26 protein-coding genes are annotated in these 25825 nt (G+C 47.7%); 13 read left to right on the forward strand and 13 right to left on the reverse strand.

Annotation, left to right across the window (positions count from 1 at the left end; translation table 11 throughout):
• The first annotated feature begins 287 nt into the window (after window positions 1-287).
• The 6 genes from NBH07_RS12125 to NBH07_RS12150 all read left to right on the forward strand — a co-directional run bounded on the left by NBH07_RS12125 (window position 288) and on the right by NBH07_RS12150 (window position 9450).
• The gene (locus NBH07_RS12125) at window positions 288-3425 is read left to right on the forward strand and encodes a SusC/RagA family TonB-linked outer membrane protein (RefSeq protein WP_010185450.1); all 3138 of its coding nucleotides are present in this window, start codon (window positions 288-290) and stop codon (window positions 3423-3425) included.
• Between the two features lie 17 nt (window positions 3426-3442).
• The gene (locus tag NBH07_RS12130) at window positions 3443-5242 is read left to right on the forward strand and encodes a RagB/SusD family nutrient uptake outer membrane protein (RefSeq protein ID WP_005861816.1); all 1800 of its coding nucleotides are present in this window, start codon (window positions 3443-3445) and stop codon (window positions 5240-5242) included.
• Between the two features lie 32 nt (window positions 5243-5274).
• Entirely contained in the window at window positions 5275-6171 is an 897-nt protein-coding gene (locus NBH07_RS12135; protein ID WP_005861818.1) for a sugar phosphate isomerase/epimerase family protein, read from the forward strand.
• A gap of 183 nt (window positions 6172-6354) precedes the next feature.
• A complete protein-coding gene (locus NBH07_RS12140; protein WP_005861820.1) occupies window positions 6355-6549 on the forward strand; it encodes a PspC domain-containing protein in 195 nt (64 codons plus the stop codon).
• A gap of 3 nt (window positions 6550-6552) precedes the next feature.
• Window positions 6553-8574: an excinuclease ABC subunit UvrB gene (uvrB, locus tag NBH07_RS12145; protein ID WP_005861822.1), complete on the forward strand. Its 2022-nt coding sequence runs from the start codon at window positions 6553-6555 to the stop codon at window positions 8572-8574.
• Window positions 8575-8577: 3 nt separating this feature from the next.
• Window positions 8578-9450, forward strand: a complete 873-nt coding sequence (locus tag NBH07_RS12150; RefSeq protein ID WP_005861824.1) for an N-acetylmuramoyl-L-alanine amidase-like domain-containing protein — start codon at window positions 8578-8580, stop codon at window positions 9448-9450.
• Here NBH07_RS12150 and NBH07_RS12155 read toward each other — a convergent pair.
• Window positions 9444-11648 carry a DUF5686 family protein gene (locus NBH07_RS12155; RefSeq protein ID WP_034527832.1) on the reverse strand — a complete coding sequence of 735 codons (2205 nt, stop codon included), beginning with the start codon at window positions 11646-11648 and terminating at the stop codon, window positions 9444-9446. The two genes, NBH07_RS12150 and NBH07_RS12155, sit on opposite strands and share 7 nt — an antisense overlap.
• Window positions 11649-11861: 213 nt before the next feature.
• Here NBH07_RS12155 and NBH07_RS12160 point away from each other — a divergent pair, with 213 nt between their 5' ends.
• Window positions 11862-12512, forward strand: coding sequence for a Crp/Fnr family transcriptional regulator (locus NBH07_RS12160; RefSeq protein WP_369799702.1), 651 nt, complete (start codon window positions 11862-11864; stop codon window positions 12510-12512).
• A 62-nt stretch (window positions 12513-12574) separates the two neighbouring features.
• On the opposite strand, the gene kdsA is transcribed toward NBH07_RS12160, so the two are convergent.
• The 10 genes from kdsA to NBH07_RS12210 form a co-directional block, all read right to left on the reverse strand.
• Window positions 12575-13378 (reverse strand): 3-deoxy-8-phosphooctulonate synthase, encoded by an 804-nt coding sequence (kdsA, locus tag NBH07_RS12165; protein WP_009018552.1) that lies wholly within the window; start codon window positions 13376-13378, stop codon window positions 12575-12577.
• A complete protein-coding gene (gene miaA / locus NBH07_RS12170; RefSeq protein ID WP_009018551.1) occupies window positions 13375-14298 on the reverse strand; it encodes a tRNA (adenosine(37)-N6)-dimethylallyltransferase MiaA in 924 nt (307 codons plus the stop codon). The genes kdsA and miaA overlap by 4 nt, the downstream gene beginning before the upstream one ends.
• Before the next feature lie 69 nt (window positions 14299-14367).
• Window positions 14368-15369, reverse strand: coding sequence for a type I glyceraldehyde-3-phosphate dehydrogenase (gene gap / locus NBH07_RS12175; protein WP_005861834.1), 1002 nt, complete (start codon window positions 15367-15369; stop codon window positions 14368-14370).
• A gap of 185 nt (window positions 15370-15554) precedes the next feature.
• Window positions 15555-15929, reverse strand: a complete 375-nt coding sequence (locus NBH07_RS12180) for a hypothetical protein (RefSeq protein ID WP_005865964.1) — start codon at window positions 15927-15929, stop codon at window positions 15555-15557.
• Entirely contained in the window at window positions 15889-16296 is a 408-nt protein-coding gene (locus NBH07_RS12185; protein ID WP_005861838.1) for a phage holin family protein, read from the reverse strand. Before NBH07_RS12185 ends, NBH07_RS12180 begins: the two co-directional genes overlap by 41 nt.
• 7 nt (window positions 16297-16303) lie before the next feature.
• Entirely contained in the window at window positions 16304-16525 is a 222-nt protein-coding gene (locus NBH07_RS12190; protein ID WP_005861840.1) for a YtxH domain-containing protein, read from the reverse strand.
• A gap of 89 nt (window positions 16526-16614) precedes the next feature.
• A complete protein-coding gene (gene prmA, locus NBH07_RS12195) occupies window positions 16615-17466 on the reverse strand; it encodes a 50S ribosomal protein L11 methyltransferase (RefSeq protein WP_009018549.1) in 852 nt (283 codons plus the stop codon).
• 78 nt (window positions 17467-17544) lie between these two features.
• Window positions 17545-17991: an N-acetylmuramoyl-L-alanine amidase gene (locus NBH07_RS12200; RefSeq protein ID WP_008780824.1), complete on the reverse strand. Its 447-nt coding sequence runs from the start codon at window positions 17989-17991 to the stop codon at window positions 17545-17547.
• Between the two features lie 318 nt (window positions 17992-18309).
• Window positions 18310-18408, reverse strand: coding sequence for a smalltalk protein (locus tag NBH07_RS12205; RefSeq protein WP_005861849.1), 99 nt, complete (start codon window positions 18406-18408; stop codon window positions 18310-18312).
• 281 nt (window positions 18409-18689) lie between these two features.
• Window positions 18690-19187: an HU family DNA-binding protein gene (locus NBH07_RS12210; protein ID WP_005865971.1), complete on the reverse strand. Its 498-nt coding sequence runs from the start codon at window positions 19185-19187 to the stop codon at window positions 18690-18692.
• A 226-nt stretch (window positions 19188-19413) separates the two neighbouring features.
• Here NBH07_RS12210 and NBH07_RS12215 point away from each other — a divergent pair, with 226 nt between their 5' ends.
• Window positions 19414-19653 carry a DUF4248 domain-containing protein gene (locus NBH07_RS12215; protein WP_009018546.1) on the forward strand — a complete coding sequence of 80 codons (240 nt, stop codon included), beginning with the start codon at window positions 19414-19416 and terminating at the stop codon, window positions 19651-19653.
• 233 nt (window positions 19654-19886) lie between these two features.
• Here NBH07_RS12215 and NBH07_RS12220 read toward each other — a convergent pair whose 3' ends face one another.
• Complete coding sequence (locus NBH07_RS12220) at window positions 19887-21692, reverse strand: DUF3987 domain-containing protein (protein WP_009018545.1); 1806 nt, start codon at window positions 21690-21692, stop codon at window positions 19887-19889.
• A gap of 27 nt (window positions 21693-21719) precedes the next feature.
• A complete protein-coding gene (locus NBH07_RS12225) occupies window positions 21720-22352 on the reverse strand; it encodes a BT4734/BF3469 family protein (protein WP_008774051.1) in 633 nt (210 codons plus the stop codon).
• A 142-nt stretch (window positions 22353-22494) separates the two neighbouring features.
• Here NBH07_RS12225 and NBH07_RS12230 point away from each other — a divergent pair, with 142 nt between their 5' ends.
• From NBH07_RS12230 to NBH07_RS12250, 5 genes are all read left to right on the forward strand, one after another.
• On the forward strand, window positions 22495-23427 hold the full coding sequence (locus tag NBH07_RS12230) for a tyrosine-type recombinase/integrase (RefSeq protein WP_044545355.1): 933 nt from the start codon (window positions 22495-22497) through the stop codon (window positions 23425-23427).
• Between the two features lie 514 nt (window positions 23428-23941).
• Window positions 23942-25063: a transcription termination/antitermination protein NusG gene (gene nusG / locus NBH07_RS12235; protein WP_250833517.1), complete on the forward strand. Its 1122-nt coding sequence runs from the start codon at window positions 23942-23944 to the stop codon at window positions 25061-25063.
• 53 nt (window positions 25064-25116) lie between these two features.
• Window positions 25117-25518 (forward strand): hypothetical protein, encoded by a 402-nt coding sequence (locus NBH07_RS12240; RefSeq protein WP_005861863.1) that lies wholly within the window; start codon window positions 25117-25119, stop codon window positions 25516-25518.
• A 14-nt stretch (window positions 25519-25532) separates the two neighbouring features.
• Complete coding sequence (locus NBH07_RS12245; protein WP_005861865.1) at window positions 25533-25670, forward strand: hypothetical protein; 138 nt, start codon at window positions 25533-25535, stop codon at window positions 25668-25670.
• 2 nt (window positions 25671-25672) lie between these two features.
• The gene (locus NBH07_RS12250) at window positions 25673-25816 is read left to right on the forward strand and encodes a hypothetical protein (protein WP_005861867.1); all 144 of its coding nucleotides are present in this window, start codon (window positions 25673-25675) and stop codon (window positions 25814-25816) included.
• Window positions 25817-25825 lie beyond the last annotated feature (9 nt).

Here is a 25825-nt window from a genome sequence, read left to right on the forward strand (position 1 = left end):
TTTGAGGCAAGTTAACCTTGATGTTTAATGAATAAATCTTAAATTTTAGATATGGTGAGAGATGGATAGAACAGTGTGTGGGTAATCTCATTCAGATGAGATGTTTTTGAAAAGAATTTTTAGTATAATTCAAGTGTAAAAGAGACTTAAATCTAGTTTTATGAATAATAAATATTACTTAGCAACGGTGCTTTTAGCGTTAGGAGCGTTCTCTCCGTTGTATGGTGTACAAAATACCCCCCCCCCCCCCCCCCCATAATTATTCTGTAAATCAGAATGATATAAGATTGACGGGTACCGTTATTGATGAAGCCGGTATACCAGTGATTGGTGCAAACATTCTTGTAAAAGGTACGACAAACGGTACGATTACCGATATGGATGGTAAGTTTACGTTAATCAATGTTCCTGAAAACGCAATCTTGGTGGTTTCTTATATCGGATATCTAGACCGTGAGATTCCTGTGGCAGGGAAAAGTACGTTGGAAATCCGTTTGAAAGAGGATACGCAGAAGTTGGATGAGGTCGTTGTCGTAGGTTATGGCGTGCAGAAAAAAGTGAACATGACCGGGTCTATATCGAACGTGAAAGCGGATGATCTATCTGTGATCCCGAGTACAAACCTTTCAAACTCTTTGGCCGGACGTGCTCCGGGAGCTACGATCACGGGCAACTCTGGTTTGATGGGGGCTAAATCCGAGATTCGTATGCGTGGAGGATTCGGTGATCCTTTGTTCGTTATTGATGGGGTGATTCGCGATAAAGAGGCTTTCGACTTATTGGAACCTTATGAAATAGACCAAATGAGCTTCTTGAAAGATGCGGCTACCGCCTCAATCTATGGTTCCGCTGCTGGAAATGGTGTCGTGTTGGTAACGACTAAGGGAGGAACGAAAAACCAAAAACCGATATTTAATTACCAAGGTTCTTATGCGTTTAGTAAACCGACTCAGGAATTGTTTGCCGACCGTTGGGATGCGATTGATGATTTGGACTACCAGAATGCGGTAGCTCGTTTCCAAGGTACGCCGCTTCCTAATGGCGAGGAGGAGTATGCCTATTTCCGTGATAATAAGATCAACTATAACGTGAACGATTATATTTGGCAGAATCCCTGGAATACGAAACACTCCTTGAGCGTGAACGGTGGTACGGATAAGGTAAAGTATTATGTGATGGGATCGTTCTTGGCCGAGGAGGGATCGTATGTGTCGTTGGAGAATAAGAAATTCTCCTTACGTTCGAACCTTTCTGTCGATTTGACCAAGTATATAACCATGAATGTGAACTTGGATGCGAATCAATCGAACGATAAGCGTTTCTACTGGCCTTTCTCTGACGATGACGACCAATCGGTGTACGATTTATATCGTTGTACCTTCAACGCAATGAAGACAACGCCGTTTTACTCTTACTTAGACGGAACGCCCGCTAACACCATCACGGATTATCCGATCTATCAAGACTATGGCTCTTGGCAGGGATGGAATCCCGTGGATCAAGTGGTTGGAAACCGTTATTTGAAGACACGTCGGCGTAATTTGAACGGTATCGTTTCGTTCAATATCAACCTTGATTTCATAACGAAAGGTTTGAGCACGAAAGTGATGGCCTCTTATCTAGGCCACGATTACAACCGGAAGCGCTTTATGACCTTCCAGAAAAACTATAAATTCCAGCAAGCGGATCCGCAAGGCAATCGTTTTTTGCCGGCTCCATTGAATTTGAATGAATATAATACCTTCAACTTCTCGCAGAATTACGAGAATCTGGAGTATAAGACTAAACAATTGTGGACCGAGCAATTCAACTGGTTCGTGAATTATGCCAATACGTTCGGTAAGCATGATGTGGCAGCCATGGTGGTATTCGAGCAGGCATCTAATGGTGGCGAGGAGGTATCGGCCAAAGGTGAGTCTCCGCTTACGAATTTAGACCAGATGTTCAACTACTCATCCGATGCTTTGCGACGCTGGGGCGAGGCGAAGGAGAAGAACGGAGGGCGCCTTTCTTGGATCGGCCGTTTCAATTATACATTTGATCAGAAGTATATAGCAGAATTTTCTTTCCGTTACGATGGTAATACCCTTTTCCCAGACGGTAAGCGTTGGGGCTTCTTCCCCTCTGTATCTGCCGCATGGCGTATCAGCCAAGAGTCTTTCATGGAGCCGACATCTGATTGGTTGAGTAATTTGAAGATCCGTGCCTCTTATGGTACGACGGGTAATGATATGGATTTGAGCAAGGACCCGATTGACAAGGTGGATGCGTTCTCTTATTTGCAAAAGTATCAATTGGGTGAAAAATATATCTTTGGTAATAACTTGGCAAATACGATTGTGGCTGGAGCGACTCCGAACTATGCCTTGACATGGGCAACCTCAACTACTTATAATGGTGGTTTGGATTTTGGTTTCTTCAATAATCGTTTGTCTGGAACGTTCGATGCCTTTTATCGGAAAGAGGTAGATATCCTCGGACCGCGTACGGTGACACTCCCAAGCACGTACGGACAGGCTTTGGCTCCGGAAAACTATGCCGAGCGTTCTTGGCGAGGCGGTGAGTTGGCTCTGACTTGGATGGATAAGGCCGCGAATGGCGAGATTACTTACTCTGCCTACTTGAATCTGGGATTCGCTCGTGATCGTTGGGATGTATTGGATGAGGATGCCACTTATCGAGAAGGGGGTAACCTGCATGCGTTGTCAAAACAGGGTAAGGCTGAGGGAATCTTGACGGGCCTGATCGCCGATCACTTGCTGACGGATCCGGCAGAGGTGGAAGCCTTGAAGGCGAAAGGTTTCAAGCAATTTGGACGGGATCCTTATCTGGGTGGTATCTTGTATAAGGATACGAGAGGCGATGGCTACTCGGAGGGACCGGACGGACGTATTGATAGCAATGATGAGTATAATTTGTTGAGTGAGAATGGTACGCCACGTATCAATTATGGTTTTGGCGGTAGTATCAAGTGGAAGGGAATCACGCTGGATGTGCATTTTCAAGGGGTCGGAAAATATGATCGCTTCGTAGGTGGCGTAGATGGAGGTTTCTATCAACATGGTGGTACGATTCGTCCTTATTTCCCGATTTGGACGAGTGATAAGGTGTATGATCCGGAACTTAATCCGGATGGGGTTTATCCACGTATCACGGGCACGAGTTGGTATGAGTCTGGAGCGGGTAATACGAGTTACTGGATGCGCAATGGCGCTTATTTGCGTTTGAAGAATCTAAATATTGGTTACGATTTGCCTATGGCTATTCTTCGTCCGTTAGGAATCACGCATGCTCAGGTATTTGCGAATGCTACTAACTTGTTCTGTATTTCAGCTGTGACCGAGTTCTTGGATCCGGAACAAGAATATTATGATTCTTATCCTTTGATGAGAACGTTCTCTTTTGGTCTTAATTTCTCATTCTAAATATAATATAGGAAGATATGAAAATGATTCAATTTAAATACGCGATAATTAGTGCGGCCTTTCTGTTAGGTGGAATGACAACAGGCTGTGACACGTTGGATATCGACAACCTAGAGACCTACGATGAGTCTATGGTTTGGGGAGACCTTAACCTGGCTCAGGCGTACGTGAACAATCTGTATGAGGAGTGTTTTGAGGGCTGGAGTGTTTCTGCCGACCAAAATTCGGATCAAGTGACGGGCATTCCTTGGTATTTGGGTACGATCACGGAGACTGGGGATAGTTATAAAAAATGGGACTATACCAAGATCCGCCACATCAATGAGGCGATCTTTAAACTGGAGTCTAGCGTGATAGAGGATAAGAAAGCTGTGGATTTCATGTTGGGACAAGCCTATTTCATGCGTGCCTATATGTATTATTGGATGGTGTTGCATCATGGTGGCGTACCTTATTTGAAAGTGCCGCAAGATAAAGATAAGGATGATTTGTACGTGAAACGTAACTCTACGCCGGAATGTTTCCAGTTTATGATAGAGGATTTGGATCATGCGATTTCCTTGTTGCCTGCCAAAATAGCTGGTAGTTCCAGTGATTATGGGCGTATAGACCAGTGTTTTGCAAAGTCTTGGAAAGCAAAGACCTTGTTACTGAAAGCTTCTCCTCAGTTCAATCCGAAACGTATGTATGATAACGCATACTGGAAAGAGGCTTACGTGGCGGCTAAGGAGGCGTATGATTTTTGTGTGCAGAATGGCATCGCGTTGACAGAGAATCCGGCGGATATTTGGTTGCAAGAAAGAGGTCCGGAGGTTATCTTCCCGGTTATTTATTCAAATCCGAACCGTGTCGCTACTTGGGAGTATGGTACGCGTCCGGCTTCTGTGAGCCGTGATAAACCTTATCATAATCCTACTTGGGAATTCGTAAAGGATTTCCCGATGTTGGATGGTAAGCGTTACGACGATCCTACGGGCAAGTATTACGTAGGTGACGAGCAGGCTTTGCTGAAGGCTTTCTGGAAGAATCGCGATCCGCGTTTCAACAGGGCTTGTTTGTATAACGGACGCGAATGGCCGGTAGCTGGTAGATCTGCCGACAACCGTATGTATAACGCCTTGGGTGTGAGCAACGCAGACGATCAATATGGTGTCAATCCGAATGCGGGTGTCAATGCGGCCAACAATGATATTTTCTCTGGAATGTATAATTACAAAGTGTCTGATCTTTCCTTGACACAAGACAAGGTGATGACGTTCGATATTGATTATATCTTGATGCGCTTTGCCGAAGTGATGTTCATCTATGCGGAGGCCGCTAATGAGAACGGACATTCTGATGTAGCTATCGATTTGTTGAAACAGATCCGTAAGCGTGCGGGTATAGAGGCAGGGGCGGATGGTTTGTATGGCTTGAAGATTGGTAGCCGTGAGGAGATCCGTCAGGCGATTTTGGATGAACGTCATATCGAGCTGTGCTATGAGGGACATCGTTTCTGGGACTTGCGCCGTACGCGTAATATGATGATGTTGGCCGGTTGGACGAAACATGGTATCGAGGCGATCGCAGTCAACCCGGATGGCTCGGATATGGACTTGAACGTCGCTCGCGACCGGATCGCCAAGAATGAGTTGACTACCGGTGATTTTCGCTACGTAATCCATCAAGTTCCTTATACGGAGGCAGCTGAGCGCCAGTTCGTGATCGAGGAAAGCTTCTATTTCTTCCCGATCAAGAAAACTTACTTGGACGAGAACCCGAATTTGGAGCAGAATAATAATTGGGGAGGTACGTTCAATCCGACTATGGAACAATAATTGATTGATTCTTAGATTGAATAATAAGGAATATGAACATTAGGAAATATATATGGGCGTACGTGGTGGCTATGGCCTTGATTTGTCCGGGCGTGAAGGCGCAGGAACAGATCACGATCGGTGTCATCCAATATGATGTACGCGATATAGATAAGAGTTTCAAAGCCCTGCATGAGCAGGGCTTTGGTTCTTGTGAGTTAAATTATAGTGAAAAAAGATTCACGAAGGAATTGGCGGAGCAGGTGAAGGCCGCTTCCGAGAAGCACCGGATCCGGGTAACTACGTTGGTTGGTGTGCCGGGAAGTAAAAGTACGTGGAATTTTCGTCAAGGACCGGCTACGATCGGCCTGGTACCTATCGATGAGCGTTTCGAGAAGTTGGACTTATACCGTAAAATGATCGATTTTTGTGTACAGGCTGGTATTCCGGCTATGCACTCGCATTTTGGATTTATTCCAGAGGATCCGTCTTCGGCGCAGTATAAGGATTTCATTGAGGTGATGCGTGGCTTGGCTACTTATGCGAAGGAGCGTAATGTCTTGATTTATTTCGAGACTGGGCAGGAGACACCAATCACTTTGATTCGTGCGATCCGGGATATCGGTACGGGTAATTTGTTTATCAATTGTGATTTGGCGAATTTACTAATGTATGGCAAGTCGAACTCCCTGGATGCGGTCAAGTTGTTTGGTAACTTGATTAAAGAGTTCCATGCGAAGGATGGCAAGTATCCGGATCCTAACAATCCGTATGAGCTGGGCCATGAGGTACCGATCCCTACGGGCGATGTAGATTTTCCCGCAGTGATTGCCGAGTTGAAAAAACAAGGATTCAAGGGTGCGATAACAATTGAATGTGAGCTGAATGGTACCCGCCATGATTATGTGATCCAAACTCGTAAATATTTGCAAGAGTTGCTGGATCGATAGGCCGCTTAATCACGATTGTAAGCGGTGTTGAATGCCCATTGTAAGTGCTTTATAATGCCCATTATAAAGAGCCTGCAATGGGCATTGTCGTATTTGTAAGAATTATCGACAGGAGTTGTTATTTTATTAGAGGGAAAAAATTATCTTTGCGTGTATACTGTCTAATTGTTAAAATAGAGGATAATGGAAGAGAAGAAAAGATTGACTCGTTCGAATAATAAGATGATAGGGGGTGTTTGTGCCGGTCTTGCGGAATACTTGGATATCGATCCGACGATCGTACGGATCGTATGGGTATTGATGGTTCTTTTCGCCGGATTCGGTATACTGCTCTACATTATATTATGGTTAATAATGCCTAAACAACAGATCGGATAAAGAATGAATTTTGAAATATCGTCTTCGTTCAGTCCCACGGGTGACCAACCCGAGGCGATTGCGGCATTGTCGGAAGGGATCAAGAGCGGCGTTCCTTTTCAAACACTTTTAGGTGTTACCGGTTCTGGTAAGACGTTTACGATCGCTAACGTGATAAAGGAAGTTCAGAGACCAACCTTGATACTCAGCCATAATAAGACGCTTGCCGCTCAGTTATACAGTGAGTTTAAAGCGTTTTTCCCAAATAATGCGGTAGAGTACTTTGTCTCTTATTATGATTATTATCAGCCGGAGGCCTATCTACCTTCTACCGATACCTATATAGAGAAAGATTTGGCGATCAATGAGGAGATCGATAAGCTGCGTTTGAGGGCCACGGCTTCCTTATTGTCGGGTCGTAAGGACGTGATCGTGGTCTCATCCGTATCCTGCTTATATGGTATGGCGGATCCTACGGCATTCGCCGAGAAAGTGACGCATCTGGAACGGGGTATGCGTATCGACCGGGATAAGCTGTTGCGCCGGTTTGTAGACGCCTTGTACGTGAATAATAAGCTGGAGTTCAAAAGTGGCTGTTTCCGTGTGAATGGTGATACGGTGGATATTTTCCCGGCGATCGAGACCTTCGACGGCATGGCGTACCGTATCGAGTTCTGGGATGATGAGATAGACCGCATCTCCTCTTTCAATCCGTTGACAGGCGAGGAGTATGATGAGCAAGATGAGCTGAATATTTATCCTACCAATTTATTCGTGACCACCCAAGAGCGTATCAATATGGCGATCGGTCAGATCGATGTGGATCTGGGGACGCAGGTGAATTTCCTCAAGGAGATCGGTAAGCCCTTCGAGGCGAAACGCCTGTATGAGCGTGTCACGTTTGATCTGGAAATGATCCGGGAGCTAGGGCATTGCTCGGGTATCGAGAACTATTCCCGTTATTTCGACGGACGCGCGGCGGGAGATCGTCCTTTCTGCCTGTTGGATTATTTCCCGAAAGACTTCCTGCTTGTCGTAGACGAGAGCCATGTGACGATCCCGCAGATTCGTGCGATGTATGGCGGGGATTATGCCCGGAAGAAAAACTTGGTGGAGTATGGTTTCCGTTTGCCCTCGGCGATGGATAACCGTCCGCTTACCTTCGATGAGTTCGAGTCGTTGACGCCTCTAGGCATTTATGTGAGCGCTACTCCCGCCGATTACGAGTTGATAAAGAGCGAGGGAGTGGTGGTGGAGCAGGTGATACGTCCGACAGGCCTGCTGGACCCGATTATCGATGTCCGTCCTTCATTAAACCAAATCGACGACTTGATGGAGGAGATCACGCAGCGCTCGGCAAAAGACGAACGAGTCTTGGTGACTACCTTGACCAAGCGTATGGCGGAAGAGCTGACTACGTATATGACCCGCATGGGGGTACGATGCAACTATATACATAGCGATGTAGATACCTTGGAACGTGTACAGATTATGGACGACCTGCGGAATGGCCTGTTTGATGTGCTGATCGGTGTCAATCTGCTACGCGAGGGGCTGGATTTACCGGAAGTCTCGTTGGTCGCTATCTTGGATGCGGATAAGGAAGGCTTTTTGCGTTCCCACCGATCCTTGACGCAGACAGCTGGACGTGCCGCCCGAAACGTGAATGGAAAGGTTATCTTCTATGCCGATAAGATCACGGCGAGTATGCAGCAGACCATGGACGAGACCAATCGCCGGCGGGAGAAACAGATGGCTTATAACGAGGCGCATGGCATTACTCCGAAGCAAGTCATGAAAAACAGTGTATCCATGCTTGCCGAGAAACAACAAACGGCGGAGCCTTACGCTTATATAGAGCCGGAACCAAGCTTGGTAGCGGACCCGGTCGTGCAATACATGAACCGTACGCAGCTTGAGAAGGCGATCGAGCGGACTCGCAAACAGATGACGGAAGCAGCGAAGAAACTGGATTTCATCGAGGCTGCCCAATTCCGTGACGAGCTGGTGAAATTGGAGGATTTACTGAAAACGAAAAAGGATTAGCTTATGAGAAGGGGAATGATACTGCTCGGTTTTTGGATGTGTGTATGTATGGTGTTTTTAGTGAACGCCCAAGAGCATACATCCCGTAAGTTGTATTGTACGGATGAGGATCGTGCTATTTTCGATCGGTATTGTACTCAGATGGAACCTAAGAAGTCGTTACCCCTAGACGAGCTAATGATCCATACCGCCCTTTTCTTCCGGGGGACTCCTTATGTCGCCTCTACCTTGGAAAAGGAGCCGGAGGGCTTGGTGGTCAATCTGCGGGAACTGGATTGTACCACATTCGCGGAGACCGTATTGGCTTTATCCCGCACCCTGTGGGAAGAAAATCCTACCTTTGAGAACTTCTGTGAGAATTTACAGCAGCTCCGGTACAGAGACGGCACGATCCATGATTACACGGATCGTTTGCATTATATGACCGACTGGTTCTATGAGAACGAGCGAAAAGGAATCGTGAAAGATATGGGGCGGGAGATCGGTGGTGCCTCCCTACCTTTGGATTTATCTTTTATATCCACGCATCCGGATAGCTATAAGCAATTGAAGAACCATCCGGAAAGGGTTCGAAGGATGGCCGATAAGGAAAAGGAGATAAACCTGCGTCCTCATTATTATGTGCCTAAACAGGAGATCGAGAAATGTTCGTCCGGAATCAAGAATGGCGATATCCTCTGTTTTGTTACTTCTATCAAGGGGCTGGACGTGACGCATGTCGGGATTGCCTATTGGAAGGATGGACAACTGACATTTATCCATGCCTCTTCTTCCGCTAAAAAGGTAATCATCCAAGCATCCTCCTTACGAGATTACGCCGAGGGGATAAAGAGCTGTAAAGGGATATTGGTAGCCCGCCCACTATCGATTTATTGAAATAACTCGAAGGCAAACTTGAATCCCATGCTTTGGTAATGCCAGCGATCGAATCCGGCGAATATCCCGATATTAAAGATATGGTTCCCGATCCCGTATCCGACTTCCGTATAGCTAGGCAAGACCGGTGTCCATAGCTGGCTCAGATAAAAGCGTTCGGAGAGGATATAGCGTGAGGCCGTTTGCATGAATTTTTTCGTGGAGTTGATGCGGAGGATCTTGAATAAGACAAAAGGGCTTTCATACATGAAATGCGCTTGTATATACTTATCGGAGGCATTGAACCACTCGCCTTTCAGCAGATTGAAGACTCCGCCAATCTGATCATCCCATGTATCGGGGAAATTCCTGCGGGTGAAATACCTAAAGTCCGCGAAATAGGTGGACTTCTGTTGGGTATAAAGACCGGCGCTGATATGATAGTTCAATCGTCTGCACAGGCCAAGCATAAGGCTTTGATGCACGTCTGCCTCTATACGTCCGTAATCTCCTGAGCTTTTCCCGACTCCGGGGATACCTCTCGCTATTTCGATTGATATCGTGGGATAGTAAGAATAGACATACTCCTTCCGGTATCCGTCCATGCGATAATATTGGCGGGGGGTATAGGAGAAACCGAGCGTGGGCGTAAAGTCATTATAATTTTGGCTAAGTATTTCCTCTACATCATCCCCGGGATCAATCGCCACTTTCTTTTTAGAGGGGATACGGCGATGGTAAGAGATGCCTGTTGTTAATTGAAACCCATTGAATAACTCAATGGAGTTTTTTATTTCCGCATAGTAATGCTTGAAATACTCAAGGTTTAAATCATCGAAATTGAAGGTGGAATCCTTCAATTCCTCATTGATCTTTTGGGTGATCTCGGAAGAATAACTCTCATTACTGTTTCCTACTTCTACCGATAAAATTCCCCGTTTCTGCGGCGAGTATTCCCAATCGCCTCCGACCTTGAAAAATATCTGCTTGCGCTTGAATACGTAACCAATCTCCGGACGGAAACGAATTTGTTTGTCACGGGCGAATGTCTTGCTGATACGGAATCTCTGTTTGTAAGTGATGCCGTTACGGGCGGAATAACCCAATTGGAACGGATTTAGAAAGCCGGAATATTTAATACGGGTCGTTTTATAATCCATATTGACCGTATTCGTCAACTGCTCCGTTAGCTTAACGTACTTCTGGAGATCATCGGCCGTATCGATTTTACTTATATTCTGCTCTTGGGCTTTACTGTATAAGTGGGCTTCATCCGGACTCAAGGGATTGTCACGATGGATATTCCAATACGTGGAATCCCTGATAATAGGAACCGTATCGGACGAGAGTTTGTAATAATTGGTCAGGTCCAAGGATTTCCACTTATGGCTTTCGTTGTCCTCCTCCACCCATTCCACTTCCTGATACTTAAAGGAAGAATGGTAGGTGGTTGCCACCGCGTTTCCCAATACCCTGTATCGGAGGAATAGATCCGCCTTCTCGGGTAGGATGAACCGCCTGAAATCCCGTCCGTAGCTCATGACTAGGTTGAATTCGGCGAAAGAGTAACGACCGTTCATATCGATCTTGTCGATCGTCCATGACTGGTCGATGACATATAAATCCCCGCATACCAATTTCTGGCTCCATTGCTTCGGCAGGAAACGGATTTTGTAAATCGTCAAGCCGTTGATAGTCTCCAGCCCTTCCAAGTTGAACGTATAAAACTTAAAAGCGTTGCTGGCTATCGGCATGAAGATGGCATCATCGTAAGCGGTGGGGGAGTATACGTTCAAATTCAAGAAGGCCAAGGCCTCCTGCTGCTTTTTCCCGTTGGGTATGCTGTTTCCGTTGACCGCCTTTAGATCATGAAGATAGTTCTGCGGAGCGTTAAATTTAGATTGGCTGACCATCTCAAAAAGCATATCCTTATTTTTTCGGTCGATAGGGAAGATATGGTGGGCGAGACGTATTAACATATTTTGTTTTAAAATTTCTGTACGTCCTTTGATATAGATCTCAGCCTCATATTTCGATACCGTATTTTGGTATTGGGTTGCCTTTTCGATAACAAGGTGCATGATCGAGTCCGCCCGTTCTCTCGTTTCTCGATTCCCCTTGCCAAAAGACAGGATCTTATCACTATAAGTATCAGTGCTCTTTGCGAAAATACTTATAGAGATTAAAATCAAGGTAAGTATCGAATATAACTTTTTCAACGATTTTACATTCTTTCCAGACAAACATAATGAATAAATTTCAGTTTAGACGTGAAAGAAAGTAAAATGTTACAATATGGTGTAATTAATCGTACAAAAGTTTTTATTTTTTCAAAAGAAAAATCGTATATTTGTGCTTCATAAGTATGTTATATAGCAGTCGTGGTTAAACAGCAAAAAGAAGAGGTCGATTTATCGGCCAGTTTATCAGAGGTGTGGAGGGTTCTGACTGATAAGGAACGTGAGATCCTCCGTAGTAATTCGACGATCCAGCATTTCAAACGTAACGAGTTGATTTATTGCGAGGGCGACGAACCAAAGGACATGATGTGCTTGTTAAAGGGTAAAGTGAAGATTTACAAGGATGGAGTAGGTGGCAGAAGCCAGATTATCCGAATGATTAAGCCTGTGCAGTATTTTGGTTACCGGGCTAGTTTCGCTCAAGAAGATTACTTGACGAACGCTTCCGCATTCGAGGCTTCTACGGTTTGCATGATTCCTATGACAGTGGTTACGGGCCTTTTAATGAGTAATCCGAATTTGGCTATGTTTTTCATCCGACAATTATCCATTGATCTCGGTATCTCGGATGAACGTACGGTTAACCTTACGCAAAAACATATTCGTGGGCGATTAGCTGAATCTTTGTTATTCCTGAAAGATAGTTACGGACTGGAAGAAGACGGTGCTACGTTAAGCATCTATTTGGCTCGTGAAGATCTGGCAAATCTATCTAATATGACTACATCGAATGCTATTCGCACGTTGTCCACCTTTGTGGCGGAACGTATCATTGCTTTAGACGGTAGAAAGATTAAGTTGATAGATGAAGATCGGTTGAAGAAAATCAGCAAGATGGGATAATTAGATTATTGATCGTAAAAATAAGAAATAAAGGGGCCTTTTTAGTAAGGGCCCCTTATTTTTTATAGGATCGCTTGGCGTAAACGTACCAAACGTGTCAAAAGATCTTCTAATAAATCCAGTCTGAGCATATTGGCCCCGTCGGATTTGGCTTGGCTTGGCTCCGGGTGGGTCTCTATAAACAGGCCGTCCGTGCCTATGGCTATAGCGGCTTTCGCTATCGTCTCGATAAGGGCGGGCAATCCACCGGTCACGCCGGAGGTTTGGTTCGGTTGCTGCAAGGAATGGGTTACATCCATAATGACTGGGAAACCGAATGTTTGCATTTGCGGGATACCCCGGAAATCGACAACAAGGTCGGTATAGCCGAATGTCGTTCCCCGCTCGGTGATCATGACATTATCATTTCCTGCGTCCACTACCTTTTGTACGGCGAATTGCATGGCACCCGGCGAAAGGAACTGTCCTTTCTTTATATTGACGATTTTCCCGGTCTCGGCCGCCGCTACCAATAAATCCGTTTGACGGCATAGGAAAGCCGGGATTTGAAGGACATCGACATATTCGGCGGCCATGGCAGCTTCCGTTGTCTCATGGATGTCGGTAACGGTGGGAATATTGAACGTCTCGCCCACCTTCCGTAAGATCTTTAACGCCTTCTCATCCCCGATGCCCGTAAAAGAATCCAGACGGGAGCGATTCGCTTTCCGATAGGAGCCTTTGAATACATAGGGTATATGCAGTCTTTCCGTGATACCCACTATTTTCTCGGCGATACGTAACGCCATATCTTCCCCCTCGATTACGCAAGGACCTGCCATCAAGAAGAAGTTCTCGCTTTTATTTAGATCGTTTATTGTTATCATAGCTGATTATTTAGAATTCGCATTGTTGTCGCTATTTTTTCTTCGGTCGGTAGAGTGGCGTCTATCCAATGAATCTCGCAACCCCGGCGTTCCATGCCCCGGAACCAAGTCATTTGCCTCTTGGCGAATTGATGGATCGCTATCTCGAGTTGCGAGACCATCTCCTCAAAAGAAAGCTCCCCGATAATATATAAAGTAAGAAACTTATATTCCAATCCGTAATAGATCAAGTCCTCCGGTTTAACACCCGTAACCAAGATCGTACGAACCTCATCCACCATTCCTTCGTCCAACCGGGTCCGCAAGCGTCTGGATATTTTTTCCCTACGTAATTCCCGGTCGATATGGATACCGATGATCAGGCTGTTGATCGGATTATATTCATTTACGTCTGGTGCCTGAGTCTTATAATACTCCTCGATCTCGATCGCACGGATAGCCCGCTGGGCGGTGTCCACGTCCGTTTTATTATGTAATATCTTATAAGAGGCGAGGATGGTTTCCAGCTCCTCCAAGGTTTTATTCCTCAAGGATTCCCTTAGCTCAGGATTTTGAGGCACGTCTAATAGCTTATATCCTTTTAATACGGCCTCTATGTACATCCCGGTTCCTCCGCATAAGATCGGGAGTTTACCCCTCCGCTTCATATCCTCATAGACCCGGAAAAAGTCATGCTGATACTCAAATACGTTATATTTATAGCCGGGCTCGCAGATATCGATCAAGTGATAGGGGATTTGTTTTCCATTCACGTTGTAATCGGCCAAATCCTTACCCGTCCCGATATCCATAGAACGATAGATCTGCCGGGAATCAGCGCTGATGATCTCCGTATCCAACTGGGCGGCGAGAGCGGCGGCGAAGGTCGTCTTTCCGGAAGCCGTAGGCCCTAGAATCGTGATAAGTTCATATGATTTCATGATACAAACGTACGAAAAAAAAGGCCATCCTCAAAAAGGATAGCCTTTTCTATGTAGAGTGGTAATAAATTACTTACCAGCGATAACGCGAGCCATCTCACAAACTTTGTTTGAATAACCCCACTCGTTGTCGTACCAAGATACGATCTTAGCGAAGTTAGAATCCAAAGAGATACCAGCTTTAGCGTCGAAGATAGAAGTGTTAGCACAGCCACGGAAGTCAGTTGAAACAACTGCGTCTTCAGTATAACCAAGAACACCTTTCAATTCGCCTTCAGAAGCTTCCTTCATTGCAGCGCAGATGTCAGCCATAGAAGCCTCTTTCTCAAGAACTACTGTCAAGTCAACAACAGAAACATCAGAAGTCGGTACACGGAAAGCCATACCTGTCAATTTGCCGTTCAATACAGGTAATACTTTACCTACAGCCTTAGCGGCACCCGTTGAAGAAGGGATGATGTTCTCAAGGATACCACGACCACCTCTCCAGTCTTTCTTAGAAGGACCGTCTACAGTCTTCTGAGTAGCTGTAGCAGCGTGAACTGTCGTCATCAAACCTTTAACGATACCGAACTTGTCGTTCAAAACCTTAGCGATAGGAGCCAAGCAGTTTGTAGTACAAGAAGCGTTAGAGATAATGTCTTGACCTGCGTAAGTTGTATGGTTAACACCGTAAACGAACATAGGAGTAGCGTCCTTAGAAGGAGCAGACATGATAACTTTCTTAGCGCCAGCTTGGATGTGCTTGCGAGCTGTCTCGTCTGTCAAGAAGAAACCAGTAGACTCAACAACAACGTCAGCGTCAACCTCGTTCCATTTCAAGTTAGCAGGATCCATCTCAGCAGTTAAACGGATCTTGTTACCGTTTACAACCAAAGCGCCGTCTTCTACAGCTACTTCGCCGTCGAAACGACCGTGTACTGAGTCATATTTCAACATGTATGCCAAGTAATCAGCATCCAAAAGGTCGTTGATACCTACAACTTGAATATCGTTGCCAAAGTTAGCAACTGCAGCACGGAACACCATACGTCCGATACGGCCAAAACCGTTAATACCTAGTTTGATCATTGTAATAAAACTTTTTATGGGTTTATTAATAATAAGTCTTTATTTTTATCTCTTATCCATCGCAAGGAGTAGATATTCATTTTATCCTTGCTTTAACGACTGCAAATGTAGTCATGTTTTTTGTATTGAGCCTTATAATATAGCGAGAAAAAAACTGCCCTCTAACATAAATTAATTGTTGGAGGTTATTTCTTTTTCTTGAATAAGAGATTTGAGAACCATTTTTTCGCTTTTTTGATTCCCCACGTCATAATAAATGGTTGAGCGAGATCCCAAGCGATGGGAATCATACCTTTCGCTATGGATAAATAGTCTGAGATCCCTAAAGCGATGGAGGGTTGTCCGGCCGTTACGGGAGCTGTGTTCTTGTCGTTTGTTTTTGTCGTTGACTTATTGCTAGGGAAAAGGAGAGACGATAGTCCGGATAACAACAAACTTCCGGCGTTCTCCTGTATATAAGAGAAATCCTCATTCAATTTCTGTTCCTGCCGCTTACATTGTCTCTGTATGCGTTCTTTGTCAGAAATCAGTTTCTCCAGTGGGGTTTGCTGGTTGTTCATCGTTTGTCGCATTATTTTTATCGTCATTCGCCGTCATGGCGGCTATTACCTCATTTAATACTTTTGTGCTGATCCTGTCCCTATTCATTATTATAATGCCGATAAGTAGCAGGTACAAGACCGCCACGATACCGAATCCGAACCCGGAGGAGCCGAGCCAATCCCCTAGGAAGAAGCCCAAGGCCAAGAATATGAACAAGATGGCGAAGAATGCCAAAAACAATAATATCAAGCCATATGAGAGAACGGCTATGACTTTACCCGTTCTCTCATATGTACTCAACTTTAGGAGCTCAAGTTTTAACTCCACATAAGCCGATACATCTTCTTTCAGCTCACGGAAGACTGTTCCTGAATCTTTCTCCATACAAAGCTTATTCAGCTACGATTTCTTCTGTTGCCTGTACTACTTCTTGCTTTCCTTCTTTATATTTGGCAAGAGCGGAGTTAAAACCTTCTTTTACTTTTCCGACAACACCGTTCAATTCTTCCAGTAATTGTTCTCTCTTATCTGTCGCTGCCAAATAACCTACAGCGGCACCAACAGCCGCGCCTACTACAAGGCCAAGTAATAATTTTGAATCTACGCTTTTCATAACTTTTTCTTTTTAGAAGTTTCCACTAAGATAACGTATTTATTTGGATTAAGGTTTATCCTTGTCTTAACTTTTGTTGTTAAAAAAAGTTATCCTTTTAAGACCTTCACGGCAACCCAGTTATTTCTTTCGTTATAAGAATCCAATTTCAGCCCGTTTTTCTGACATTCAGCTTCTATCGCCGGGATATCTTCTACATAAAAGCCGCTCATAAATAGGATGCTTCCCTGTTTCATACTGTTTGTATATTGACAAATGTCATTCAGGAGGATGTTCCGGTTGATATTGGCAAAGACGATGTCGAATAGTCCGAATTCCTTGATTTTCTCGGCGCCGCCCAAGGCAACTTGTATGTCTTCGGTATGATTCAGGCGGATATTTTCTAGGGCGTTGTTATAAGCCCATTCGTCGATGTCGATGGCCGCTACCCGTTTCGCCCCTTTCAGCCGGGCCAAGATGGCCAGCACGGCTGTGCCGCATCCCATATCCAGTAACTCCTTGCCTTCTAGGTCTAGTTTCAGCATCTCGCTTATCATCAAATAAGTCGTTTCGTGATTGCCGGTACCGAAAGCCATTTTCGGGTCTATTATTATATTATATGTATAGCCGGGCTCCGCCTCGTGGAAGGAGGCACGGATAATGCACTCGTTTCCGATCCGGATGGGTTTGAAATAATTCTTCTCCCATTCCTCATTCCAGTCCTTGCTTTCTACCCATTTGGAGGTGTAATCGATCCGGGTATTCTCTAGCGGAAAGTCGGCCAGTTTATCATCCAATGTCTTTTTGTCGTATAAAGCCTCGGATATATATCCCAGCAAACCCTTCTCGCTTTCCGTAAAGCTCTCAAAACCGATTTCCCCCAACTCGGCGGCCAGCACGTCATTGATAATCTCTTTCTCGATAGGAGAGGTGTATGTGAAACTAAGTTCGTAGTAGTTCATGTCGTATCTTTTTGTTTATTTTCTATATTGTCCGCAAACATACGAAAAAATCTGTTGCCTATTCAAATATCACGAAGCCTAATACAATTCCGCATATTCTTTCTCCGCGTCGAAGCAGGGGCAAGCCTTGCGGATATAGGGGCTGAGTTGGTAATGTCCCAGGATATGCGCTGACGGGTAATCACGGCGTAGCTGCCGCAAGAGATCGAGCAGGGTACAACGCTGGGCGTAGGTGCGGGTATCAGCGGGAAGACCTCGCTCATCCAATCCGCCCTCGTAGCAAATACCCAGACTGTGATCGTTCCAGCCCGAGGCGTGTGCCCCGATCTGGTTCTCCGGCCGGCAGCGGTGCAGCTCGCCATCCCGGGTGATATAGTAATGATAGCCGATGTCGGCGAACCCACGATCCTTGTGTGCGCTCCGAAGCGCTTCCACTGGAAAATCCCGGTCGTAGCGTGTTGCGCTGCAATGAATTACAAGGAGGCGAACCTCCCTGTAATTCTGGTAAAAGCAATATTGTTTCATTTTTATTCTTTTTTTTGTTTGTGTGTTACTTTTCTCTTGAAAGAAAAGTAACCAAAAGTTCAAGGCTGACGCGGACGGGCTACTCGTCGGCCTTCGCTCGCTGTCGCGTCCCAACTCGCTTCGCTCAAACAGGGACGCTCCTGTCGCTCACTTCGGCCGCCTCGCTTTACGCCCGCCCGCTAAGGCCGGATGGAGAGCCGTTCCCGGCTCTTTGAGGAGAGGCCGGCCCCTTGAGAAAGACTGTCCTTCTGGGTAGAGGGTGTCCTCTTTTGGGGAGGTTGTCTTCTTTAGGGAGTGGGAACGGGTGGGGGAGGCTTGCTAAAACAATTGGCAAGCTTGCAGGCCGAAGGCCCCTGCGATGGCGGTAGCAACAGCGATGATCACTTTGAGAATGGTACTCCAAACAGACTTCTTCATGATAATTAATAATTAATAGTGAACAATGAATAATGAATAATGATATCCCGGCTGATATAAGAGGAAAGCGGAGCTTTCCTTTGGACGGCCTCAGCGGACGGGCGTGAAGCGGAGAGACCGTAGCGAGCGCCCGGAGCATCCCTGTTTGAGCGTAGCGAGTTGGGATGCGACAGCGAGCGCAGGTCTCGAAGTAGCCCGTCAGCGTCAGCCTTGACCTTTTGGTTACTTTTGGGTCAAGCCAAAAGTGACATACCGATTGGGTGCAAGCCAAAAGTGACACGCTAGATCTCGTCAGGCGATTCCGAGTCGTCCCCTCCGGAAGCGGGCTTCTTGCTGATATCGACAGAGGTCTCCCCGGCCTTCTCCGCACGAAGCACGGCTTGCTGAGCCTTGCGACTGGCCACCGGCTGGAACTCCAGTCCGGCGAAGATGTTCTTCAGGTCCTCACCCGGTATATACTGGATGTTGACACCGGTGATGTTTGTAGATGTGAATTTCTCAAGACTCTCCGCCCCCTCGTTGAGTATCTGTAGACGGAATTTGCCTAAATCGCCGAAATCCACCTGCTTTCCCTCTTGGAGGGCATCAAGCAGGTTCTCGACGGTGGAGATCAATACCGCTACCACGTCCGCACGGCTGACGGTGGTTTGCATGGATACCCGGCGACTCAGTTGCTTGAGCGACAGCTCTCCATTGACCTGTGCCGTGGCGTACGCTTTCGCCGGCTCGTCTTTCTTCAAAGGGTTGGGCCGAAGGGCCACACTGTAATTTAATGCCATAGTTTTGATAATTAAAAATTGATAATTGAAAATTGAAAATGGGATCGATCTGTTTTCGATTACGAATGTACGACTTCCGGTTTCCTCCGGAATGAGTCTCGTAGAGGCGGTGTGAAATTGAGGGGAATAAGGTGATAAAAGATGAATATTAGTGGATCGGATTGTTGCCGGATTCGTACTTTTTCAGTATCTTTATTCCTGTAAATGAATTGAAAACACCTATTTTATGCAGACAAATAACGAGTATCAGGAAGGGTGGCCGGTGCGCCCTTATAGCAAACGGGAGTTGGCCATGGCCTATGCTCCCGATATCAGTCCGTGTTCCGCCCTCAACCGCTTGGCGGGATGGGTCCGACATCATCAGAAGCTCAGCCATGAGCTGGATGAGACAGGCTACCAAAACCGGCAGCGGATTTTCACCTCCCTGCAAGTGGAACTGATCTTTCGCTATTTGGGCCGTCCTTGAACGAGGAGCTTCCACGTTCGCTTTCGCATGCGTATATCGGCATCGCTTCATGCGTATATTGACGTTAGCCCACACGTATATCGGCGTGGCCCTGTACGGGCGTAGGCGTGAGGCGATGCCGGTGTACGTGTGGGGCGTGCGACTTATGCGAGTAATGCAAATAATGCAAGTAATGCAGTACCTGTTTTCCCACACACGTGCGTACATATTTAATAGAAGAGAAGGAAGAGGGATTATGTTTTCTTATAATCCCCTCGTTTTTCTCCCTTTCGGACGATTCCCTGTTTCTGCCAACGTTGCAAGCAACTGCATGCGGTGTTTTTGGGTATCTTCAGCTTCTCGGCTTCTTCCAAGAGGGATTGATAGGTGAAATCCGTATCCAAGGTGATGAAGAGACGTTCTTGGTCGGCCATGCCTCGGTTCTTCACCTCGTTGGCGGGAAGGAACGAGAGTATGTGTACGGCGTGTAGGTACATAGGCTCGGCCAAGGAAAGGACCGCTTGGAAATCATCCTCTTGGATGGAGAGATCCCAGCGGGTGATGATCCCGTCCTTGATATTGTCGGAGCAGGTCTGCGGGTCTGGTGTGAGCCGGGGCGACTTGCGCAGGCTGGCGGCGAAGTCTCCCGCCTCCTCGCATTCCCCTGTTATTCGCAATAGGGCGACGATCGATAGGATACGTCCGATATTGATGGCCATCCGTACGACGGAGCTGTTCATCTCGTTGCCGGTACCCTTCCGGGAGCGCTCGAACAAGGTTTGGAACACCTCGTTGAAGGAGACGATTTGCGCGTCGGTCAAGCGAAGCGAGATCACCCCCAGTTTCTGGATCTCTCTCAAGTGAGCGATCCAGTCCTTGCCCAATTTCTGGAATTCCAGCGACGTGTCGGTCCGCTGTAGACTGAACTGGTTGATCCAGTGAAGTACACGGGGCATATAATAGAACATTTGCCGGGAGAACAATCCGTTCTCGCTGGAAGGGATCAGCGGCTTCACCTGCCCGGGCGTTCCGCTTATCAATACCGACAGGTGGGAGTGCCGCAGCTCCCGATACTCCCGGTCTGTCCGCCGGTTGTAACTGAGTGGGTCGTGATCGAACGAGCTGCGGATCACCTCGCTCCAATGGCCATAATCCGAGGCGATGGAGTTGCTGACCATGTCCGCCTCGGTCTCGCAGATGATCCCCACGCCGCCTGAGTCGATGATATTCTGCAAGATACCGGTACCGGTGTTGTTGCCGGAGAATATAAACATACGGTTGAGAGGCATTTCCGGCTCCTCGGCTTTCGCCTTTTCCCGTCCCAAGGAATTGAAGGAGGTCATCTCTTTCTTATACCTTTTCATCTCCTCCGCCACGGTCGCCCGGATCTCGTCGTGGATCGGTTGCACGAGCATTCGCGTCCATGCGAGCACGCCTTTTCCGGAGGCGGGGGGAGCGACGATGAAGGTTTGCAAACTGGAGAAGAACCATTTGCCTCCATATAGGAACCGCAGCGTCTGGGCGAGCGAGGCGCCCAAGGTGGTGAGCCCGCCCAGAAGGAGTACATCCCGTTGCTCCCGGCTCTGTCCGAACGCCATGATCTGCCGCAACATCCGGGGCCACTCATGCCCCTCGGGGAAGAAGGGCAGGTGGGTGAACGGATCGACCTGCTCCTCGATCTCGGTCTCTACATTATTATCGCACGCACGTGTGTGGGAAACAGGTGCTGCATTATTTGCATTACTTGCATTACTTGCGTGCGTATTGCGGGGGCGGCTTGGAGGCTCCAAGCGTACGCCCGCCAGTTCGGCCAAGTGGAAGGCCGTACCGAGGTGTATCCTGTGGTCTCCCTTTTTCAAGGAGTTGGAGAAAAGTCGTTCGGCCTTCTCCCGGTTAAACTTCACCGATAGGGAACACAGGGCGATGAAACCTTCTCGTCCTGCCTCGCCGCAATCGTTGGCGATGGCAAACGCCAAGCGTACGTATTCACAATATCCGGGGGCGATATCTACACCCGCCGAACGAACCGCTTCTACTAAGCGGGATAAACTGTCTGACATGTAATTTATCATTTATGAGTTATGATTTCAAATCCTGAAGAGCGCGTTGGGATCATGACATAGGAAACAGGAGCGGACGATGTCTTTGCCGCTCGGGTCTACTTTCCGGGAGCCTCGCGTCTCTCCGTCGCCATACACATATTCCACGTAGTTCATCACGCCTAGGATATGCTCGGAGATATAGGCGGGTGTCTCGTTTCCGGGATGTTCCGGATAGGGGACGAAAGCCTTTACGCCTCGTTCGCTCGGGCTGATGAAGCAGAGAGCGGGGCATAGGTAGGCATCGTCGAACAGCTGTCTTCGGAGGGCTTCCGCCTCCGCGGTAGAGTCCAATCCGTCTACATCCACTACCACCAATCCGCTCGGGGCTAGGAGCCGATCGCTTTTCCGGTAGGAGAAAGTCCCGCAAGGCGTGACATACGGTAGCGTTTGCCGTTTCAGCTCGCTGAATCGTTCCTTGTCACCCGTCTCAAGCGGGAGGCGGAGCTGCCGGGTGAGGCGTTCGAGGGCCGGATCGCCGGTGATGAGTCGGGCCACCTCCTGTAAGGTGACTTCTCGACTGGGATATACGGTAGCCGGTCGTGATACTCGTCCCGTTAGGCTATCTTTGACCGGTGAGATCGGGGCTGCGAAAAGGGACATTTTAAATTCATTTTTCATGTATTCTTTTTCTTAGATTAACGGCGGTGAAGGTCGGATTAATAAAATAAAGTGCGGGACGAACAGTTCGTCCCAATGTTAATGGTGTTGACATGATTAAATAAAAGATAACAGAATAAACAAGGATTTAAGGAGGATTTATATGAAAAAAGAAGACGTGGTGGGGGGTATGTTGGCTTATATAGCCCACCTTCGTGAGGTGGGGCGTTATTCCACGGCGAAGAGTTATCTGGACGCTTTACGCTCGTTCAAGTGTTTTTGCGGGATGGAGGAAATCCCTTATGCCTATATAGACAAAGAGAGGCTCTTGCTTTATCAGGCATGGCTGTCGAAGCGGGGCTGTATGCGCAATACGGTGTCCACCTATATGCGGCGAATCCGGCATATCTATAACTTGGCGGTGGAGGCTGGCGAGGTTTCGTATATCCCGAATCTGTTCAAGGGGGTGTTTACAGGCGTGGAGAGCAAGCGGAAGAAGGCGTTGCCTCTGGATAGCTTGCGCTCGTTGATGGGGACTCCGAGAGTTGAGCCGGAGATGCGGAGAACCCAGCTGTGTTTTTGCCTGATGTTCTCGTTCAGCGGGATGGCGTTCGTGGATTTCGCCCATTTGCGGAAAGAGAATGTCAAGGACGGGGTCTTGTCGTACCACCGTCAGAAGAGCGGGTCTTTCATCCGGGTGGAGATCCCGGCCGATGTACGGCTCTTGTTGGATGAGTTGGCGGTTTGCACGGACAAGGACTCGCCTTACCTGTTCCCGTTTCTGAGCGGGAAGAAAACGGGTGAGGCGGCCTATGCGGAATACAACGGCGCCTTGCTGCGCTTTAACCGCGACTTGAGGTCGCTGGCGGAGACTTGTGGTGTGGGTGAGCCGGTCACCTCGTACACGATCCGTCACTCTTTCGCCACGACCTTGAAGGAACAGGACGTACCGATCGAGATGATCAGCGAGCTGTTGGGGCATACGTCTATCAAGACCACGCAAATTTACTTGAAGAGCTTTTCCTTGGAACGTCTGTCGGCGGTGAACCGGGCTTGCTTCGAGAGCGTGTATAAACCGGTATCCGAGGTGGGGTAAGAGATTAGCTACTCGGGAAGTAGCGTATTCTTTCATGCCGCGAATATAGTAAAAAATAACTAAAAACAAGCGAATAGATCCGCTTGTTTACTCATTGTAGGCGTTTGATCCTCTCGATTCTTTGATTTTCCCATTTTATCCTAAACGTATAGACATGGTGACGCGGGTGAAACGACCTCTTGTTCCCGGTATCATTCCACCATGCCCCATAACCTGTGTGTATCCCTGTAGAGACGGGGCGTGCCCCGTCTCATCTCCTCAAAATGGTATTTAAATTACCGTCAGACGATGGGAGACGGAGCACGCTCCGTCTCTACAGCTGGGTAATTTTCACCTCCTTTTACGCTACTTCCCGAGTAGCTAAATATTCACTAGGTATGGTAATTTTCAGAAATGCCATATTTGAAAACTTAAAGTGCTGTGTGTTAGGCGTAAATAGGGTACGTTTGGCAGGGCTTTGAATTGTCGTTTAATCAGAGGGGAACTCCTCGTATATCTTAGGGAAAAGAGAATCATGCCGACGTGTATTTTGAGAAACGATCGTCCGAAGGGGGGCCTGACACAGGCCGGCAAGCGTCATGACTTGAAAGCCGTGCGCTGGTACGTGCTCACGCTTCCTACCGCCGCGGGTGGACGGCGTGACCGGATCAGTCCCTCCAAAGGCTTGGACGTGGAGCTTTCCCGGCGGGAACGTCGGGGAGAGGCTCTTTTCGAGTATTTCGCCCCCTCGTACGTGGAGGTGCGAAAGGTGGGTGGCAAGCTGGTCAACACGAGGCGACCTTTGCTGTTCAACTACGTGTTTATCCGTTCTTCGGTAGAGGAAATTTTCCGCATGAAGCAGGCACTCCCCTTGTATAATTTCCTTCCCCGTGTCTCTTCCGGGAGTACGACTTATTTCCCGCACCTCTTGGATCAGGAGATGGCGAATTTGCGCTGGGTGGCGGAGGCTTACTCCAACGAACTTCCGGTGTACGTGCCGGAGAGTACCCGCTTGTTGAAGGGGGATCGGGTACGCATCACGTCCGGTTATTTTACCGGGATGGAGGCCGAGGTGGTGATCCAGCCGGGCGGCGGTCATAAGGAGGTGATGGCGCGCATACTGGATTGCATGTGGGTACCCTTGTTCGAGGTAAAGGCGGGTGAGTACGAGTTGATCGAGTTGAACACGAAGAGCAAGCACGTTTATACCCATCTGGACAACGACCGCCTGTCGGAGGGCCTGCACGAGGCCTTGGGACGTTACCATGCTTCCGGCAGTGTCTGCGAGGAGGATCGACGATTGGCCGGCGAGGTACTGCGGGGGTATGCCTCTTTGCGTGCGGAGACAGACGTGATGCGCTGCAAGCTGTGCGCGTTGCTCCTCCCGACCTATAAGCTGTCGGGCGATGAGGAGGCTTTCGTTCGCTTGCACGACACGATGCGCGGCTTATTGCCTGTCGTGAAAGCACCGCAATCCCGTGCCCTGTTGCTGGTCACCTTGTACGGCTGTACGGATAACGCTCTCTACCGTCGCATGGCATACGAGCTAGTGGATCCTTGGCAAGTCGATCCCTCGCCTAAGAAAAGTAAATTATCCTTGATCCACCGGCTGGGCGACTATGATAGATGGCTGGGCCACGAATCAGTTGACAGTTGAGAAGTGGCAGTTGACAGTTTAAATCATAATCCAAAATTCATAATTCAAATTTGATGTCTACCCTTCCTTCCGGCGTTCGTTTGGTGGCGTTGCTGAACGACCATTTGTGCGAGATCATGGAACGTGAGCGTGCGAACCATACCTCCATGCACCTATATTGTACGGGGCCTTACTGGGTTGCCTTCGAGCGTTCGGCCTATCAGTTGCGTCGTGCGTTCCCGGACAGCGAGACCACGCCGATGCGCCTGTTCGGGTATCCGTTTCCGGTCGTGATGGTGTCCGTAACGGATCGCTCGCTGCGTTCGTACGCCCGCAAGCATATCTTGCGGATAGACGAGCCGGATTATAAGCGATTGACCGTCCCCGTTTTCCCTGCGGAAGATTACCGGTCGTGGCACGACCGGGAGGTATCGGGACTGCCGTATCCCCACACGTACGGATTTCAGAGAAATTAATACGATTATCACATATGTACCGACAACAATTCTTTCCCCGTCTGGGTGATTACATCGACACGCTGCTGAAAGTCACCAAGCTGACCAAATCCATCGTCTGCGTAACCGGAGGTATGGGCGGCAGTACCTATAACGCTTTAAAAAAGGTATAGACATGCATTTCAGCATCTATGTCCGTCTGTTGGACCTCCTTTGGGAACATCTGGATGACGAGGATCGGTTCCGCCGACTGGCCCATGAAGCCGTGGAGCGGTATATCGCTTACATGCGGGGGAAGATGGATGAAAGAAAGAAATAATCTTATACG

Origin of the sequence: Parabacteroides sp. B2-S-102, assembly GCF_023656665.1 — a bacterium.
GTDB classification, from domain to species: Bacteria; Bacteroidota; Bacteroidia; order Bacteroidales; family Tannerellaceae; genus Parabacteroides; species Parabacteroides distasonis.

Coding starts and splice junctions, on each gene's coding strand:
- prmA (WP_009018549.1), bottom strand. CDS start 17,466: ATGAACTACTACGAACTTAGTTTCACATACACCTCTCCTATCGAGAAA.
- NBH07_RS12190 (WP_005861840.1), bottom strand. CDS start 16,525: ATGAAAAGCGTAGATTCAAAATTATTACTTGGCCTTGTAGTAGGCGCG.
- NBH07_RS12200 (WP_008780824.1), bottom strand. CDS start 17,991: ATGAAACAATATTGCTTTTACCAGAATTACAGGGAGGTTCGCCTCCTT.
- NBH07_RS12240 (WP_005861863.1), top strand. CDS start 25,117: ATGTCTACCCTTCCTTCCGGCGTTCGTTTGGTGGCGTTGCTGAACGAC.
- NBH07_RS12130 (WP_005861816.1), top strand. CDS start 3,443: ATGAAAATGATTCAATTTAAATACGCGATAATTAGTGCGGCCTTTCTG.
- NBH07_RS12185 (WP_005861838.1), bottom strand. CDS start 16,296: ATGGAGAAAGATTCAGGAACAGTCTTCCGTGAGCTGAAAGAAGATGTA.
- NBH07_RS12250 (WP_005861867.1), top strand. CDS start 25,673: ATGCATTTCAGCATCTATGTCCGTCTGTTGGACCTCCTTTGGGAACAT.
- gap (WP_005861834.1), bottom strand. CDS start 15,369: ATGATCAAACTAGGTATTAACGGTTTTGGCCGTATCGGACGTATGGTG.
- NBH07_RS12215 (WP_009018546.1), top strand. CDS start 19,414: ATGCAGACAAATAACGAGTATCAGGAAGGGTGGCCGGTGCGCCCTTAT.
- NBH07_RS12245 (WP_005861865.1), top strand. CDS start 25,533: ATGTACCGACAACAATTCTTTCCCCGTCTGGGTGATTACATCGACACG.
- miaA (WP_009018551.1), bottom strand. CDS start 14,298: ATGAAATCATATGAACTTATCACGATTCTAGGGCCTACGGCTTCCGGA.
- kdsA (WP_009018552.1), bottom strand. CDS start 13,378: ATGATAACAATAAACGATCTAAATAAAAGCGAGAACTTCTTCTTGATG.
- uvrB (WP_005861822.1), top strand. CDS start 6,553: ATGAATTTTGAAATATCGTCTTCGTTCAGTCCCACGGGTGACCAACCC.
- NBH07_RS12135 (WP_005861818.1), top strand. CDS start 5,275: ATGAACATTAGGAAATATATATGGGCGTACGTGGTGGCTATGGCCTTG.
- NBH07_RS12140 (WP_005861820.1), top strand. CDS start 6,355: ATGGAAGAGAAGAAAAGATTGACTCGTTCGAATAATAAGATGATAGGG.
- NBH07_RS12230 (WP_044545355.1), top strand. CDS start 22,495: ATGAAAAAAGAAGACGTGGTGGGGGGTATGTTGGCTTATATAGCCCAC.
- NBH07_RS12210 (WP_005865971.1), bottom strand. CDS start 19,187: ATGGCATTAAATTACAGTGTGGCCCTTCGGCCCAACCCTTTGAAGAAA.
- NBH07_RS12150 (WP_005861824.1), top strand. CDS start 8,578: ATGAGAAGGGGAATGATACTGCTCGGTTTTTGGATGTGTGTATGTATG.
- NBH07_RS12220 (WP_009018545.1), bottom strand. CDS start 21,692: ATGTCAGACAGTTTATCCCGCTTAGTAGAAGCGGTTCGTTCGGCGGGT.
- nusG (WP_250833517.1), top strand. CDS start 23,942: ATGCCGACGTGTATTTTGAGAAACGATCGTCCGAAGGGGGGCCTGACA.
- NBH07_RS12205 (WP_005861849.1), bottom strand. CDS start 18,408: ATGAAGAAGTCTGTTTGGAGTACCATTCTCAAAGTGATCATCGCTGTT.
- NBH07_RS12180 (WP_005865964.1), bottom strand. CDS start 15,929: ATGAACAACCAGCAAACCCCACTGGAGAAACTGATTTCTGACAAAGAA.
- NBH07_RS12225 (WP_008774051.1), bottom strand. CDS start 22,352: ATGAAAAATGAATTTAAAATGTCCCTTTTCGCAGCCCCGATCTCACCG.